This window comes from Streptomyces diacarni (assembly GCF_003323715.1).
In the GTDB taxonomy this organism is placed as follows: domain Bacteria; phylum Actinomycetota; class Actinomycetes; order Streptomycetales; family Streptomycetaceae; genus Streptomyces; species Streptomyces diacarni.
In genome coordinates this window covers 78,830-94,390 of the sequence record NZ_QOIN01000053.1, presented here as the reverse complement: position 1 = coordinate 94,390, position 15,561 = coordinate 78,830, and the positions used below count along the sequence as shown (strand labels likewise).

At 71.1% G+C, this 15,561-nt stretch carries 11 protein-coding genes and 1 tRNA gene; 3 read left to right on the top strand and 9 right to left on the bottom strand.

All coding sequences use genetic code 11. The features are described 5' to 3' along the window. Nucleotides 1-128: 128 nt before the first annotated feature. Nucleotides 129-1,238: a hypothetical protein gene (locus tag DTL70_RS26815; protein WP_245979786.1), complete on the top strand. Its 1,110-nt coding sequence runs from the start codon at nt 129-131 to the stop codon at nt 1,236-1,238. Nucleotides 1,239-1,582: 344 nt separating this feature from the next. Here DTL70_RS26815 and DTL70_RS26810 read toward each other — a convergent pair. Next, nucleotides 1,583-1,668: transfer RNA gene (locus DTL70_RS26810), tRNA-Leu, on the bottom strand. A 487-nt stretch (nt 1,669-2,155) separates the two neighbouring features. On the opposite strand from DTL70_RS26810, the gene DTL70_RS26805 reads away from it, so the two are divergent. Then, a complete protein-coding gene (locus DTL70_RS26805) occupies nt 2,156-2,971 on the top strand; it encodes an ABC transporter ATP-binding protein (RefSeq protein ID WP_114024584.1) in 816 nt (271 codons plus the stop codon). A 75-nt stretch (nt 2,972-3,046) separates the two neighbouring features. Beyond that, on the top strand, nt 3,047-5,593 hold the full coding sequence (locus tag DTL70_RS26800; protein WP_114024583.1) for an ABC transporter permease: 2,547 nt from the start codon (nt 3,047-3,049) through the stop codon (nt 5,591-5,593). A 106-nt stretch (nt 5,594-5,699) separates the two neighbouring features. On the opposite strand, the gene DTL70_RS26795 is transcribed toward DTL70_RS26800, so the two are convergent. The 8 genes from DTL70_RS26795 to DTL70_RS26760 all read right to left on the bottom strand — a co-directional run bounded on the left by DTL70_RS26795 (nt 5,700) and on the right by DTL70_RS26760 (nt 15,475). Next, nucleotides 5,700-7,145, bottom strand: coding sequence for an SAM-dependent methyltransferase (locus tag DTL70_RS26795; protein WP_114024582.1), 1,446 nt, complete (start codon nt 7,143-7,145; stop codon nt 5,700-5,702). Between the two features lie 265 nt (nt 7,146-7,410). After that, entirely contained in the window at nt 7,411-8,853 is a 1,443-nt protein-coding gene (locus tag DTL70_RS26790; protein WP_114024581.1) for an NAD(P)/FAD-dependent oxidoreductase, read from the bottom strand. Between the two features lie 464 nt (nt 8,854-9,317). After that, nucleotides 9,318-10,277 (bottom strand): Ppx/GppA phosphatase family protein, encoded by a 960-nt coding sequence (locus DTL70_RS26785; RefSeq protein ID WP_114024617.1) that lies wholly within the window; start codon nt 10,275-10,277, stop codon nt 9,318-9,320. Between the two features lie 2 nt (nt 10,278-10,279). After that, on the bottom strand, nt 10,280-10,837 hold the full coding sequence (locus DTL70_RS26780; RefSeq protein WP_114024580.1) for a DUF501 domain-containing protein: 558 nt from the start codon (nt 10,835-10,837) through the stop codon (nt 10,280-10,282). Nucleotides 10,838-10,903: 66 nt separating this feature from the next. Then, nucleotides 10,904-11,383 carry an FtsB family cell division protein gene (locus DTL70_RS26775; protein ID WP_114024579.1) on the bottom strand — a complete coding sequence of 160 codons (480 nt, stop codon included), beginning with the start codon at nt 11,381-11,383 and terminating at the stop codon, nt 10,904-10,906. Between the two features lie 97 nt (nt 11,384-11,480). Next, nucleotides 11,481-12,761: a phosphopyruvate hydratase gene (eno, locus tag DTL70_RS26770; RefSeq protein WP_114024578.1), complete on the bottom strand. Its 1,281-nt coding sequence runs from the start codon at nt 12,759-12,761 to the stop codon at nt 11,481-11,483. Nucleotides 12,762-12,940: 179 nt separating this feature from the next. Further along, nucleotides 12,941-14,071, bottom strand: coding sequence for a transglycosylase family protein (locus DTL70_RS26765; RefSeq protein WP_114024577.1), 1,131 nt, complete (start codon nt 14,069-14,071; stop codon nt 12,941-12,943). 159 nt (nt 14,072-14,230) lie between these two features. Next, the gene (locus DTL70_RS26760; protein WP_114024616.1) at nt 14,231-15,475 is read right to left on the bottom strand and encodes a cytochrome P450 family protein; all 1,245 of its coding nucleotides are present in this window, start codon (nt 15,473-15,475) and stop codon (nt 14,231-14,233) included. Nucleotides 15,476-15,561: the final 86 nt, after the last annotated feature.

Below are 15,561 nucleotides of genomic sequence, written 5' to 3'. Positions count from 1 at the left end.
TGCCCCAGGAGACCAAAGGCTGATCCGTGCGCCGAGGCAGCGTGTCTACGGTCGTGGTGAGTTCTGGAAGCGGCTGCGGGGAGGCGGCGCTCCGGCTCGTTTCTCGCGCTGTTCACCAAGGGGTCCGCATGGAAACAATGAGTTCTGTCCCACTCGGGCGACCACCGCGATTCCGCCGGCTGTCGGCGGTGCTGGCGCTCCTCGTGCTGTCTCCGGTCTGTGCCGAATACCTCATCGGCTATGACAGCATCATCGGCCGCCCGCGGGAGCTCGTTTCCGGGTTGCTGTTTCTCGCCCCACTCTATGGAACGGTAGCGGTGCTCATCAGAGAGGTCGTTCGCCGGTCCGGCCGAGGGTGGCCGAGCATTCTTCTGCTGAGCGGGGCGTTCGGACTGATCCAGGCCGGGGTGATCGACCAGAGCCTGTTCAACCCGCACTTCGTCAGCGATCCCTTCTGGTCCCAGGAGCGTCTTCCCACCCTCGTTCCGGTCGCCGGGATCAGTGTTCACCATCTGCTCGGATTCGTCGTCGGTCACGTGATCTGGAGCTTCGCAGCACCGATCGTCGTGGTCGAGTCCTGTGTTCCACGACTGGCTGACCGCCCGTGGCTGGGACGTGGGGGCGTCACGGCATTGCTGGTGTTGTACGTCCTGGCGTTTGTGGTGTTCTTTCACGAGCACACCAGAGGATTCCTGGCGAGCACGGCACAACTGGGCACCACCGCAGTTGTCGCCGCCGCGCTTGCCGCTGCCGCGCTCGCCTTGCCGCGCCGACATGAGGCCTCCTCGGGCTGGGTGCCGCCGCCGTGGCTTGCCGGCGGTGGAGCGGTGGGGGTGATGGCCACCCACCAACTGGCACCCCCCGGCTGGTCGGGCGTCCTCGCCGATCTGACGGTGCTCTCGCTGGGCGGCGGTCTGCTCCTGCTCTGGTCGGGCCGAGCAGGCTGGGACCGACGCCACGCACTCGTGGTTGGTGGCGCCGCCCTTGTGGTGAACTCCGTTCTCTCGTTCACAGTCGAGCCGCTGGGTGGACACACCTCTTATGCCGCGAAGTACGCGGCCAACGCCACGCTGTTGGCGGCCGTGATCGCTCTGCTGGCCTCGGCCTACAGGCGGGTCTCCCGCCCCGGGCCATCGACCGCGACAGCTTCCACGGCCCTTCGGCCGAGCCCTGCTCCTGGTCCTGGTCCTTCGATTGCCAAGATGCCGCCTTCGGCCACCGACTCGAACGACTACTGATCTTTTCGCGAGTTCAGTAGGTGTGGTGGCAAATCCCGCGCACCCACTCACCCCTAAAGCGGCTCCGCTGCTGCGTCACCAGGACGACACACGTCACACACCCAGGCTGCCTGGACACGTCGGCGGCTGGGCGGAGCCGGACAGTGCGCCGGCGACTTTTGTACCGTCGGCCGCGTCCACCGTCGAGCCCGGCCTCCCAGAGCCACACGCGGGCGGGCACGGAGGTGCGCACGGCGTTCGTTCCGCCCGGCTGATACGTCGGGGTGCCCCCACCGTGCCCCCGCAGCGCCATCACGGGGCGCCCTTACAGGTGGTTTTCAGCAGGTCAGGGCCACCAGGGGTGTTGGTGCCCGGAGCCGGACTTGAACCGGCACGGCCCTGAGGGCCAACGAGGTTTAAGCTCGTCGTGTCTGCATTCCACCATCCGGGCACCGGTCTCCGGGACCGCTCCGTGCACCGCCGGGCGCACACGGCCCACCCCAGGACGCGGGACGAGCCTATCCAGGGTCATCCCCCGAACAGCGGATCGACAGACCGATGTTGTCTTATTTTATTGGCAACTGACGGTGCATCAGTACCACATCGGCCACTTCGCGGCGGTCTTCTTCCTACATTCACCTCTACAGAAATGACGGAAAGTCGCCGTTCGGTCACGCACTTCCGGGCCACACACCTCCCGCTGGCATATGCCAGGGGTCTCTGCCCAGCTCAGTCGGGTGGCATCGGCCCCCGTTCCCGCCGTCTCAGGGTCGGTCCTCATACCCAAGGAGGACGAAGGTGGGGCGGGCTACCTCCGAAGACTCCCCCGCAAACAAGAGCCGGGGCGGATCCGGGAGAGGAGGAAGGGCGGAACGATGGAGGTCATTCGGAAGTTCCCAACCGGCTTCCTCCACCGACGACCCGACAGGAGCCCCGCCGTGACGACCAGCACCCGTCCGCACCACTTCGCGGGTGGCCCGCACCCCGGAGCCCCCGCAGCCCACACCAGCACCGGCGTCGCCGCGGCGCAGGCCACAGAACTGTCCAAGGTCTACGGCCAGGGCGAGACCCAGGTGGTCGCCCTCGACCGGATAACGGTGGAGTTCCGGCGGGCCGAGTTCACCGCGATCATGGGCCCCTCGGGCTCCGGCAAGTCCACGCTGATGCACTGCATGGCGGGTCTCGACGCCATCTCCAGCGGCAGCGCCCGCATCGGTGAGACGGAACTGACCGGTCTGAAGGACAAGAAGCTGACCCAGTTGCGCCGCGACCGCGTGGGCTTCATCTTCCAGGCGTTCAACCTGCTGCCCACGCTCAGCGCGCTGGAGAACATCACGCTGCCGATGGACATCGCGGGCCGCAAGCCCGACAGGGCCTGGCTGGACCGCGTCATCGAGACGGTCGGCCTCGCCGACCGGCTCAAGCACCGCCCCAACCAGCTCTCCGGCGGTCAGCAGCAGCGCGTCGCGGTGGCCCGCGCCCTCGCCTCCCAGCCGGAGATCATCTTCGGTGACGAGCCGACCGGCAACCTGGACTCGCGGGCGGGCGCCGAGGTGCTCGGCTTCCTCCGCAACTCCGTACGCGAGCTGGGCCAGACCGTCGTCATGGTCACCCACGACCCGGTGGCGGCCGCCTACGCGGACCGCGTGGTCTTCCTCGCCGACGGCCGCATCGTCGACGACATGGCAGGACCGACGGCCGACAGCGTGCTGGAGCGGATGAAGTCCTTCGACGCCAAGGCGCGCAGGAGCTGAGCCTCCCCCCGACACCCGAGCCGACCGGCCGACCGACGTCGGCCACATCCCAGAAGGACCCCCGAGGACTTCCTCATGCTCCGAACAGCCTTGCGCAACGTCTTCGCGCACAAGGCCCGGCTGCTGATGACCATGCTCGCCGTGCTGCTCGGCGTCGCCTTCGTCTCCGGCACCCTGGTCTTCACCTCCACGATCTCCGACGCGTTCCAGAAGAGCTCCGAGAAGGGCTACGCGAACGTCGACGTCTCCATAAGCCAGGACGGCAGCGACGCTCCCCAGGGCCGCGAGACCGTCTCGCCGTTGAGCCAGCGCACTCTCGACAAGGCCGCGAACCTGCCGGGAGCCGCCTCGGCGACCGGCGTGGTCTCCGGTTTCGCGGCGCTGTCCGACAAGGACGGCAAGCTCGTCGGTGACGGCTTCTCCACCCAGGGCGCCAACTACTACGCGGGCCGGGACGGGAAGGGCACCGACGCGCGCTACCCGATGAAGGAAGGCCAGGCACCCCGCGCCGAGGGCCAGATCGCGCTGGACGCCAAGACGGCCGAGCGCACCGGCTACCAGGTCGGTGACACCGTGCGCACGTCGGTCAACGGCCCGGTGCGCGAGGAGAAGGTCACCGGCATCTTCACCACCGACGACGGGAACGTCGCCGCGGGCGGCACGCTGGTCCTCTACGACAACGCCACGGCCCAGAAGCTGTTCGCCGAGCCCGGCGAGTACACCGAGATCGCGCTCAAGGCCGACCCCGGCGTCTCCCAGACCGCGCTCAAGGAGCAGGCCGAGAAGGTACTGCCCGCCGACACCGAGGCCGTCACCGGCCAGAAGCTCGCCGACGACGAGTCCAAGGCCATCGAGAACAGCATGTCCGGCATGAAGACGAGCCTGCTGGCGTTCGCCGGGATCGCACTGTTCGTGGGCATCTTCATCATCGCCAACACCTTCACGATGCTCGTCGCCCAGCGCACCAAGGAGCTGGCGCTGCTGCGCGCGGTCGGTGCCAGCCGCCGTCAGGTCACCCGTTCGGTGCTGATCGAGGCGCTGGTCGTCGGGGCCGTCGCGGGACTGGCCGGCATGGCCGCCGGGGTCGGCATCGCCGCCGGGCTGCGCGCGCTGGTCGGCACCATGGGCGGCATGCCCGACGGGCCGCTGGTCATCGAGCCGAACACCGTCGTCGTCTCGCTGATCGTGGGCGTCCTCGTCACCCTCCTGGCGGCCTGGCTGCCGGCGCGGCGCGCCGCCAAGATCCCGCCGGTCGCGGCCATGGGCGCACTCCACGCCCCCGCCACCACGCGCTCCCTCATCCTCCGCAACACCATCGGCGCCCTGTTCTCCGCGGCCGGTGCCGCGCTGGTGCTGATGGCGACGACCGTGGGGGACGTGGAAGACGCCAAGGCCCCCATGGGCCTGGGCGCCGTGCTCCTGGTGATCGGCGTCTTCATCCTCACCCCGCTGCTGTCCCGCCCGCTCATCGCGGCGGCCGCACCGGTGCTGCGGCTCTTCAACGTGAGCGGCAAGCTGGCCCGCCAGAACGCGGTCCGCAACCCGCGCCGCACGGCGGCCACGGCCTCCGCGCTGATGGTCGGCCTCACCCTGATCACCGGGCTGACGGTCATCGCCAGCGGCGTCCAGCAGGCCGTCAACAAGATGGCGTCGGACTCGCTGAAGGCCGACTACACGATCTCGATGGCCAACTTCACCCAGCTCTCACCCGAGGTGGAGAAGAAGCTCGCGCAGTCCGACCAGGTCACCGCGACCTCCCCGCTGCGCAACGCGTACGCCGACATCGGTGACGACTCCGAGTACCTCACCGGCGTCGACGGCTCCTCGATCGGCAAGCTGACCAACATCGACTTCACCGCGGGCGGCTGGGCGGGGCTCTCCAGCGGCACGAAGGTCGTGGTCGACAACGCCACCGCCAAGGAGAAGGGCTGGAAGGTCGGCTCCGACTTCACCGCCACCTACGAGGACGGCAGGAAGGGCAGGCTGACGGTCGGCGGGCTCTACGAGGGCAACCAGATGATCAAGGGCATCCTCGTCGACAACAAGGCCGTCACCCCGCACATGAGCGAGGTCGCCGACATGCAGATCCTCGCCAAGACCAAGGACGGGGCCGACGACGAGGTCAAGGAAGCCCTCACCAAGCAGCTCGGCGACAACCCGGCGATCCTCGTCGAGGACAAGAAGGACATCTCCGAGGGCATCGCACAGATGATCAATATTCTGTTGAACATGCTGTACGGGCTGCTCGCGATGGCCGTCATCGTCGCCGTCCTCGGCGTGATCAACACCCTCGCCATGTCGGTGTTCGAACGCGGTCAGGAGATCGGCATGCTGCGCGCCATCGGGCTCGACCGGCGCGGCATCAAGCGGATGGTGCGGCTGGAGTCGCTGGTCATCTCCCTGTTCGGCGGGGTGCTCGGCATCGGCCTCGGCATCTTCTTCGGCTGGGCCGCCGGCGAGCTGATCGCCGGATCCGGGCTCGACACCTACACGCTGGTGCTGCCGTGGGACCGGCTGGGCCTCTTCCTCGCCCTCGCCGCCGTCGTCGGTGTCCTCGCCGCGCTGTGGCCCGCTCGCAGGGCGGCCAAGCTCAACATGCTGGCCGCCATCAAGACGGAGTGAGCCGGAGGCCCTTCGGCCCCGTCTCCCCCGCCTGACACCGCCTCGCCCCCGCCCCTTGACCAAGGGCGGGGGCGAGCTGCTGTGCGGTAGGCGCAGGGGCGCCGCCTCAGGCGCGTTCGCTGTCCGCGTCGGCGTCCGCCTGCCACGCGCGAGTGCGCAGCGGCAGGCCGGACGTGCCGGACTCCGGCGTCCTGACGGCCAGCACCTGGTTGATGCCGATCCTGTTGCGTTCGAAGGCCAGCGCCGAGGCCGCCATGTAGAGCCGCCACACGCGCGCCCGTCCCGGGGAGGTGAGGCGGGCCGCCCGGGCGAAGTCGGCCTCCAGGTTGCGCACCCACGCCCGCAGCGTCAGCGCGTAGTGCTCGCGCAGCGCCTCGACGTCCCGCACCTCGAACCCGGCGTCCTCCAGCAGTCCGACGGTGCGCCCGACGGGCGCGAGTTCCCCGTCGGGGAAGACGTAGGCGTCGATGAACTCGTCGACGGAGTACGCCTCCTCGTCGGCCAGCGGCCGCCGCCCGATCTGGTGGTTGAGCAGCCGGCCTCCCGGCGCCAGCAGGGCGTACAGGTCGTCGGCGTACTCCCGGTAGCGCGCCGCACCCACGTGCTCGGCCATACCGACCGACGAGATCGCGTCGTAGGGCCCGCCCTCCCCCAGCTGCCGCTGGGAGGTACCCCCAGCCCGACCACGACCCCTCACCGTGGCGCTGCGCGCCGCCTCCTCCTCAGCCACCTCGCGGTAGTCCTGCACCCGGATCTCCACCCGGTCCGTCAGCCCCGCCTCGGCGATCCGCTTGCGCCCGTAGGCGGCCTGTTCGCGGGAGAGCGTGACGGCGACGGCGTGCACGCCGTACTCGCGCGCCGCGTGCAGCACCAGGGAGCCCCAGCCGCCGCCGACGTCCAGCAGCCGCTGCCCCTCCCGCAGGGCGAGCTTGCGGCAGATGAGGTCCAGCTTGTCGTGCTGGGCCTGCTCCAGGGTGCCGCCCGGCTGCCAGTAGGCGCAGGAGTAGACCATGCTCGGGCCCAGCACCAGCTCGTAGAAGTCGTTGCCGACGTCGTAGTGGTGGCTGATGGCCTTGCGGTCGCGGCTGAGGGTGTGCCGCAGGCCCGTGCGACGACGGGCCTCCTCGGGGGGCGGCGGTGGCGGCAGCCCCGGACCCGCCAGCTTCAGCAGTTCGGCGACGGCCTCACGGGCTTCGGGTTCACGGGCGAGGGTGAGCGCGCCCCGCAGCCAACCGGGCCCGGACGCGGCGGCGCCGCCGAACGCGGGGGCGCCGCCGTCCGGGTCGCTCTCCCAGATCAGTCCGGCGAGCACGTCGAGCGCCTCGTACAGGTCGCCGTCCACGTCGAGGTCGCCCGCGACCCAGGCGCGCGCCAGGCCCAGCTCGCCCGGCCGCCACAGGATGCGGCGCAGTCCCCTCCGGTTGCGGATCACCAGCAGGGGGGCACCCGGTGGGCCCGCTTCGCTGTGGTCCCACGCCCGTACCCGGACCGGGAGCGGTGCTCCCAGAACCCGTTCTCCGAGCGCGACGATCCGGTTGGCGGCACCGGCCATTGAGCACACCTCCGTGACAGGCAGGGGTGGATTCCCCCTACACGTAACACTGTCGCGGGGTGATGTATGCCCACCGTGCACGCAAATCCGGCCGTTGCCGTAAGGGTTCTACAGCCGTCCGGGTAGGCAGCCGGGGCGCGCGGCCGCCGACGACGGGGCGCGGACACGACGAAGGGGCGTGAGCACGACGAAGGGGCGTGAGCCCCACGGATGGCTCACGCCCCTTCTCAGGCGCGGTGGTGCGGCGGCGGGCCGCCGCGGAGGGTCAGGAGGAGGCCGCCGCCTTCTCCTGCTTGCCGTCGACCGGCGAGTCGGCCCGGCTGTCGGCGGTCGCCTTCGCCTTGTCGGCCGACGCCTCGGACTTGGCGAGGGCCGCGGCCGTCACCGGCGCCGCCGCCTCGTAGAACTCGCCGCGCGGGTGCTCCATGGCGCCCAGCGAGACGACCTCGCGCTTGAGGAACATGCCGAGCGTCCAGTCGGCGAAGACCCGGATCTTGCGGTTCCAGGTGGGGACCGCCATGCCGTGGTAGGCGCGGTGGAAGTACCAGGCCAGCCGGCCGCGCAGCTTGATCTTCGTCTTGCCGAAGACGATCATCGCGACGCCCTTGTGCAGGCCGAGGCCGGCCACGGCGCCCTTGTTGGCGTGCTTGTACTTGCCCTGCGGGAAGCCCCGCATACCGGAGATGACGTTGTCGCCCAGCGCCTTGGCCTGCCGCAGCGCGTGCTGCGCGTTGGGCGGGCAGAACGCGTTCTCCTTGTCGGAGGTCAGGTCGGGCACCTGCGCGTTGTCGCCGGCGGCCCAGGCGTAGTCCATACCCTTGACCTGCATGCTGGCGTCGACGTCGACATGGCCCTTGGGCCCGAGCGGCAGGCCGAAGCGGGAGAGGACCGGGTTGGGCTTGACGCCCGCGGTCCACACGATGGTGTTGGAGTCGACCTCCAGGCCGTTCTTGAGCACCACGTGGCCGTCGACGCAGGACTCCATGGAGGTGCTGAGGTACACCTCGACGCCGCGCTTCTTCAGGTGCTCCAGGCCCCACTCGCCGAGCTTCGGGCCGACCTCGGGCAGGATCCCGGGGGCCGCGTCGACGAGGACGAAGCGCATGTCCTCACGGCTGATGGAGGGGTAGTACTTGGCGGCGTCGCGCGCCAGGTCCTCGACCTCGCCGATGGTTTCGGCACCGGCGAAGCCGCCGCCGATGAAGACGAAGGTGAGGGCCTTGCGACGGGCCTCCTCGTCCTGCGTGGAGTCCGCCTTGTCGAACTGCTCGAGGACGTGGTTGCGCAGGCCGATGGCCTCCTCGACGCCCTTCATGCCGATGCCGTTCTCGGCCAGTCCCGGCACCGGGAAGGTGCGCGAGACGGCACCCATCGCGATGACCAGGTAGTCGAAGGGCAGCTCGTACGCGTCACCGGCCAAGGGGGTGACCGAGGCGACCTTGCGGTCCTGGTCGACCGAGGTGACGCGGCCGGTGAGAACCTCCGCCTTGGGGAGCACGCGTCGCAGGGGGACCACGACGTGGCGGGGGGAGATGCTGCCGGCAGCAGCTTCTGGGAGGAAGGGCTGGTACGTCATGTACGAGCGCGGGTCGACGACCGTGACGGTCGCCTCGCCGTACCGCATCTTCTTGAGGATGCGGCGCGCGGTGTACAGACCGACGTACCCGCCACCCACTACGAGGATTCGGGGACGCTCCGTGGTGCTCATGAAATCGAGTATCCACCCAAGCCCGGGGGTCACTTCGTGAGGGCCTTCACAAGCATGGGACGACCCTCTGCTACACTGCGCCGCCCCGTGATCGACCCCACAGGCGGGTGAGGGAACCACCGGGCACTCCGGGCCGTTGATGCACCTTTTGAGCTGCGAAGATCGGCGGCGCCTCGGGTGGACCACCTGCCGTACCGCCCCTCGCCCGGGGAAGCCCCCGCGGACGCCCGCCGTCGTTTCCCGGCCTCATCACCCCCGGAACCCTTCAATCCACGGCAAAAACCGGGCCTCACCGGGCACTTTTCCATGTGAAACAATTCACGAAAGTTCTCAAGCGGGACCCCGGAAGACCCCCGCCAAGGGCCCTCCATGCCTATCAGGAGAGTGAGCGCCCGCTCAAGTGAGGCCCGCACACCCTCCCGGCAACGACCCTCCAGCCGCCTCGCACACCTGGGGCGCGCCGCCTACCGCGCGTCGAGTGCCGTATGGAACGCGATCCCGTCCAGGATGTCGTGTTCGCTCACCACGACCTCCTCGGCGCCGATCCGCTCCATGAGGGCGAGCAGCACCAGGGCACCGGCGTTGATGACGTCCACGCGGCCCGGGTGCATCACCGGGATGGCGGCGCGTTCGTCGTGGGTGGCGGCCAGCAGGCGCGAGGTGAGCTCGCCGACCCGGGCGCGCGTCAGCCGGCTGTGGTGGATGCGGGAGGAGTCGTAGGCGTCCAGGCCGAGCGCGATGCCGCCGAGCGTGGTGACCGTGCCGGCCAGCCCGACCAGCGTGCGGGAGCGCTCCAGCGGCACCGTCGAGGCCACCTCGTCCACAGCGGCCGCCACGTCGGCACGGATCGCCGCGACCTGCTCCTCGGTCGGGGTCTCGCTCAGCGAGCCGTCGCCGTGGGTGAGGTGACGTTCGGTCAGCCGCACGCAGCCCACGTCCACGCTGCGGGCCGCCTCGACCGTCTCGTCGCCCAGCACGAACTCCGTGGAGCCGCCGCCGATGTCGACCACCAGGTAGGGCGGCGCGAAGGTGCCGCGGGACAGCTCCCTGGTGGCGCCTGTGAAGGAGAACTCGGCCTCCTGGTCGCCGGTGATCACCTCGGGTTCGACGCCGAGGATGTCCACGACCCCGGCCACGAACTCGTCCCGGTTCTCCGCGTCCCGCGACGCGGAGGTGGCCACGAAGCGCGTGCGCCGCGGCGGTACGCCGAAGCCCGCGATGGTCTCCGCGTAGCGGCGGCACGCGGCGAACGTCCGCTCCAGCGCCTCCGGCGCCAGCCGCCCCGTACGGTCCACGCCCTGCCCCAGCCGGACGATCTCCATCCGCCGGTCCAGGTCGACCAGCGCGCCCGTCTCCGGGTCGAGGTCGGCCACCAGCAGGCGGATCGAGTTGGTGCCGCAGTCGACCGCGGCCACGCGCTGCACGGTCATGACGTCTCCTCGTCCCCCTGAGCGGCCTTCGGGTCGCTGTCCGGCACGCTCACGCACGGGCCCTTGCGCCACCACTCGGGCAGCATCGCCAGCGCCTCGTCCCCCAGCGGGTTGACGCCGGGCCCCGCCACGAGCGCGTGCGCCACCAGCACGTGCAGGCACTTGACCCGGTCGGGCATGCCGCCCGCGCTGGGGAAGCCGACCAGCTCCTCGATGGCGTCCCTGCGCGCCAGGTAGTCCTCGTGGGCGGCGCGGTAGGCGTCGGCCAGTTCGGCGTCCTGACCGAGCCGTTCGGTCATCTGACGCATCACGCCGTCCGCCTCCAGCGTGCCGATGGCGGAGGCCGCGCGCGGGCACGTGAGGTAGTACGTGGTGGGGAACGGCGTGCCGTCCTCCAGCCGGGGCGCGGTCTCCACGACGTCCGGCAGCCCGCAGGGGCAGCGGTGCGCGATGGCGCGCAGTCCGCGCGGCGGGCGGCCCAACTGCTCGCGGAAGGCGGCCACGTCAGCGTCCGTGGGCGGTGTCGGCCGGGTCAGGGGCGGTGGGGTGTCCATGGGTGTCAGGGTGCTCGTCGCTTCGTCTCGGGTGGTCCGTTGCCCTGGGCGGGGCGGCGCGCGGCGTCAGCCTGCGTCGTCCGCGCTGTCCAGTCCGTCCCACAGGTTCTCGTACCAGGGCCGGTCGGCGGGCCCCCGGTCGCGGGGGCGGCGCGCGTCGGCTGTGCCGTCCCGCATGGTGTAGCCGGTCTCGTCGGGCCGCACGAAGTGCAGGTGCTCGCGCGCCTGCCGCTCCACGTAGGCGGGGTCCTTCCAGCGGGCCCGCTCCTTGCGCAGCTCCTCGACCGCGTCCCGCGTCCGCTCGGCCTGCGCGCGCTGCTCGGCGATCTCGGAACGCTGGCTGACGTACTGCCGTGTGGGGTACGCGAGCGCGACGACGAGGGAGCACAGGACGAGGGCGAGCAGCGCGGCTCTGCCGGTCAGCCGCCCCTTGCGCGGAGTACGCGGCTTCGCCGGGCCCTGCGCCCGGTAGACCCGCTCCGCTGCCTGTGCGCCGAGGGCGCGCAGGCGCGTCGCGGTGGAGAAACGGTCCCGGTCCGCTCCCATGCCTCTCCCTGCCTCGCCTCTCCCTGCCTCGCGCGCCCGCCGCCCCGGCCCCCGCCCGGTCCCCCGGGCGGGGGCCGGGGCGCTCGCGGCGCCCGCGTCAGCGCTTGTAGCGCGGGAACGCCGAGCGGCCGGCGTAGACCGCCGCGTCGTCGAGGATCTCCTCGATGCGCAGCAGCTGGTTGTACTTGGCGACACGCTCCGAGCGCGCGGGGGCACCTGACTTGATCTGACCGCAGTTGACGGCGACGGCCAGGTCGGCGATCGTCACGTCCTCCGTCTCGCCGGAGCGGTGCGACATCATGCACTTGAAGCCGTTGCGCTGGGCGAGCTCGACGGCGTCCAGCGTCTCGGTGAGCGAACCGATCTGGTTGACCTTCACCAGCAGGGCGTTGGCGCAGCCCTCCTCGATGCCGCGGGCCAGGCGCTCGGGGTTGGTGACGAACAGGTCGTCGCCCACCAGCTGCACCTTCTCGCCGAGCTTGTCGGTGATGGTCTTCCAGCCCGCCCAGTCGTCCTCGAACAGCGGGTCCTCGATGGAGACCAGCGGGTAGTCCGCGACAAGCTGCCCGTAGTACTCGGTCATCTCGGCGGCCGAACGCTTCTGGCCCTCGAACGCGTAGACGCCGTCCTCGTAGAACTCGGAGGCGGCCACGTCCAGCGCCAGCGCGATGTCCTGACCCGCGTTGTAACCGGCCTTCTGGATGGCCTCGATGATCAGGTCGAGCGCCTCGCGGTTGGAGCCGAGGTTCGGCGCGAAGCCGCCCTCGTCGCCCAGGCCCGTGGCCAGACCGCGCTCCTTGAGGACGCTCTTGAGCGCGTGGTAGACCTCGGCGCCCCAGCGCAGCGCCTCGGAGAACGACTCGGCGCCGATCGGCGCGATCATGAACTCCTGGATGTCCACGTTCGAGTCGGCGTGCGAGCCGCCGTTGAGGATGTTCATCATCGGCACCGGCAGCTGGTGCGCGTTGGGGCCGCCCAGGTAGCGGAAGAGCGGCAGGTCGGACGCCTCGGAGGCGGCGTGCGCGACGGCCAGCGAGACGCCGAGGATGGCGTTGGCGCCCAGCGAGGACTTGTCGGCGGTCGCGTCCAGGTCGAACATCGCCTGGTCGATCAGGCGCTGCTCGGTGGCGTCGTAGCCGACCAGCTCGGGGCCGACCTGCTCGATGACGGCGAGGACGGCCTTCTCGACGCCCTTGCCGCTGTAGCGCGCGGCGTCCCCGTCGCGCAGTTCGAGCGCCTCGAAGGCGCCGGTCGAGGCACCGGACGGCACGGCAGCACGGCCGGTGCTGCCGTCGTCGAGGCCGACCTCGACCTCGACGGTGGGGTTGCCTCGCGAGTCGAGGATCTCGCGGGCTACGACGACGTCGATGGACGGCACGAGGTTTCTCCTTCGTGTGGGACGGACGGCTTTCTCCGCCCCGAGCCTAACCGTCCCGCGTGCCCGGCCCCCGCCCCGCCGCACGATGAGGCCCACGTGCGGGTTCGCGGGGACCTCCTCGCGGCTCACCTGTCGGCGGAGCGGCTCACACGTGCCGGCTCACCTGTCGGCGAGGCGGCTCACACGCGCAGCTGCTGACCCGGCTTGATCAGGTCGGGGTCGTCGCCGATCACACCGCGGTTGTGGGCGTACAGTTCCGTCCAACCGCCCGGAACGTCCTGTTCCGCGGCGATTCGGGAGAGGGAGTCGCCGGGCCGGACGGTGACGCGGTGCTTGCCGCTCCCCTCGCCCTTGTCCTCCCGGTCGTCGCCCCGCGAGGCGCGGTCGCTCCCCTCGTCGGGCGTGCCCCGGTGCTTGCCCGTCCCCGGGGAGAGGACGTGGCCCTGCTCCCCGGACGAGTCCCTGAGCCGCTCCGGGCTGGACGGACCCTGGTTCGACCAACCGAAGCCGCCCTCGGACGGGTCGGACGCGCCGGCGTCAGCGGGGTCGCCGGAATCGGCGTCCTGCGAGCCCGAAGGGGCAGACGGCGACGGGGTGGCGGACGGCCGCTCGGAGGCGGACCCGTCGGAGCCTCCCTCACCACCGGAACCGCCGACCTCCCCGGCGGCCCCCTCCTCCCCCGAGGCCTTCTCGCCGGAGGACTCCCCCTCCGACTCACCGGAGGACTCCCCCTCCGACGCCTTCCCGTCGGAGGACTCCTCTGACGAGGTCTCCCCTTCGGACGGCTTCCCGTCCGGCGCCCCGGCCTCGGGCGACTCCCGGCCGGAAGGGTCACCGCTCGTGGCGCCGTCCTCGGCGTGGTCGCTGCCGTCCGGGTCCGCACCCTCGTCGGCGCCCGGGTCCGTGCCGTCGGGCGTGCCCAGATCGACGTCCGGGCCGACCTCGCCCGCGAGAACGGACCCGCAGTGCGGGAAGGACCGCGGGCCCTCCGCCTCCAGGATCTTCTCCCCGACGGCGATCTGCTGGCTGCGGCTGGCCAGGTCGGGCCGGTCGGCGTACACCGTGCCGCCGTAGTACTTCCAGGTGTCCAGGTCCAACTGGAGCCCGCCGTAGTACCCGTGTCCGTTGTTGGCGCTCCACACGCCGCCGCTCTCGCAGTCAGCGACCCGGTCCCAGGGCGAGGCGTCGGCGGCGTGCGCGCCGGTCGCGCCCAGCAGCGGCAGCGCGATGCCCGCGCCGGTGACCCCGGCCGCGACGAACAGGGCGGGTGCCTGGCGGGGGCGGCGGTGCCGACCGTTCCCGGAGCGCATGGAGGACCTCTCGTAAGGGACAAGCGGGACGACGACGGAGGACACCGGAAAGGGCAACCGAAGTCGGCGACCGAACGTAACCGCGAACGCCGGGCGTCACAAGCGAATGTCACGGACATCACGCCGCGGTCACACGGGTGACGGCCCCTCACACGTGCGTCACCCGCGGGCGGTGAACTCCACGGGCAGCGTCCGCAGGCCGCGCATGATCAGCCCGCCGCGCCACCTCAACTCCTCAGGGTCTGCGGCAAGTCGCAGGTCGGGCAGCCTGTGCAGGAGCGTGGCGAGCGCGGTGCGCCCCTCCAGACGGGCCAGCGGCGCACCCAGGCAGTAGTGGATGCCGTGCCCGTACCCGAGGTGCTGGTTGTCGCTCCGCGTCAGGTCCAGGGTGTCGGGTGCGTCGAACTTGTCCGGATCGCGGTCCGCGGCCGCGAGGACGACCAGCACCGGGTCCCCCTCCCGTACCCGCTGCCCGCCCAGCGTCAGCTCGCGGGTGGCGAAGCGCCAGGTCGCCAGTTCCACCGGCCCGTCGTACCGCAGCAACTCCTCGACGGCGGTGGCCAGCAGCCCGGTGTCCCCGTCCGCGACCGCCCGCTGGAGTACGGCCCGCTGACCGGGGTGGCGCAGCAGCGCGTAGGTGCCGTTGCCGATCAGGTTGACGGTCGTCTCGAAGCCGGCGAACAGCAGGATGAACGCCATCGCCGCCGCCTCGTTCTCGCTCAGGTGCTCGCCGTGGTCGGAGGCGCGGATGAGACCGGAGATCAGGTCGTCGGCCCCCTCGCCCCTGCGCTCCAGCTCGGCCCTCTTGCGGTGGATGAGCTCGGCCAGGTAACCGCGCATCCTCTTGACCGCGCGGCCCACACCGCCGCGCGGGCTGCCGGGCTGATGGATCATCATTCCGGCCCAGGAGCGGAAGTCCTCCTGGTCCTGTTGCGGGACGCCGAGCATGTCGCAAATGGCGTAGATCGGCAGCGGGAAGGCGTACTCGTGGATCAGGTCCGCCGCACCGCGCGCCGCGAAACCGTCGATGAGCGTGTCGGCCAGCTCCCGTACGCGGGGCGCGAAGGCGGCGACCCGGCGCGGGGTGAAGGCCTTGGAGACCAGGCGGCGCAGCCGGGTGTGGTCGGGCGGGTCGATGTTGAGCAGATGCGTCATCAGGTTGGCGCTGCGCTCTCCGGGGATGCCGACCTTGCCCTTGCCGTGCGCGCCCTGTTCGCCGTGGTGGTGCGGGCTCTTGCTCAGCCTCGGGTCGGCGAGCGCCTGCCGGGCGTCCGCGTACCGGGTGACCAGCCAGGCCTCCACCCCACTGGGCACCCGCGTCCTGTGCACGGGCGCGTGCTCGCGCAGCCACGCGTACGCGGGGTAGGGGTCGGCGGCGAACCGCCAGTCGAAGAGCGACGGCATCTCGGGCACGGACGCGTCGGAGGGCGAGGAGACCGGCGTGGACGCGTCGGAGGGGGGCGGGGCGGGGCAGGCGGGGTTCTGGTCGT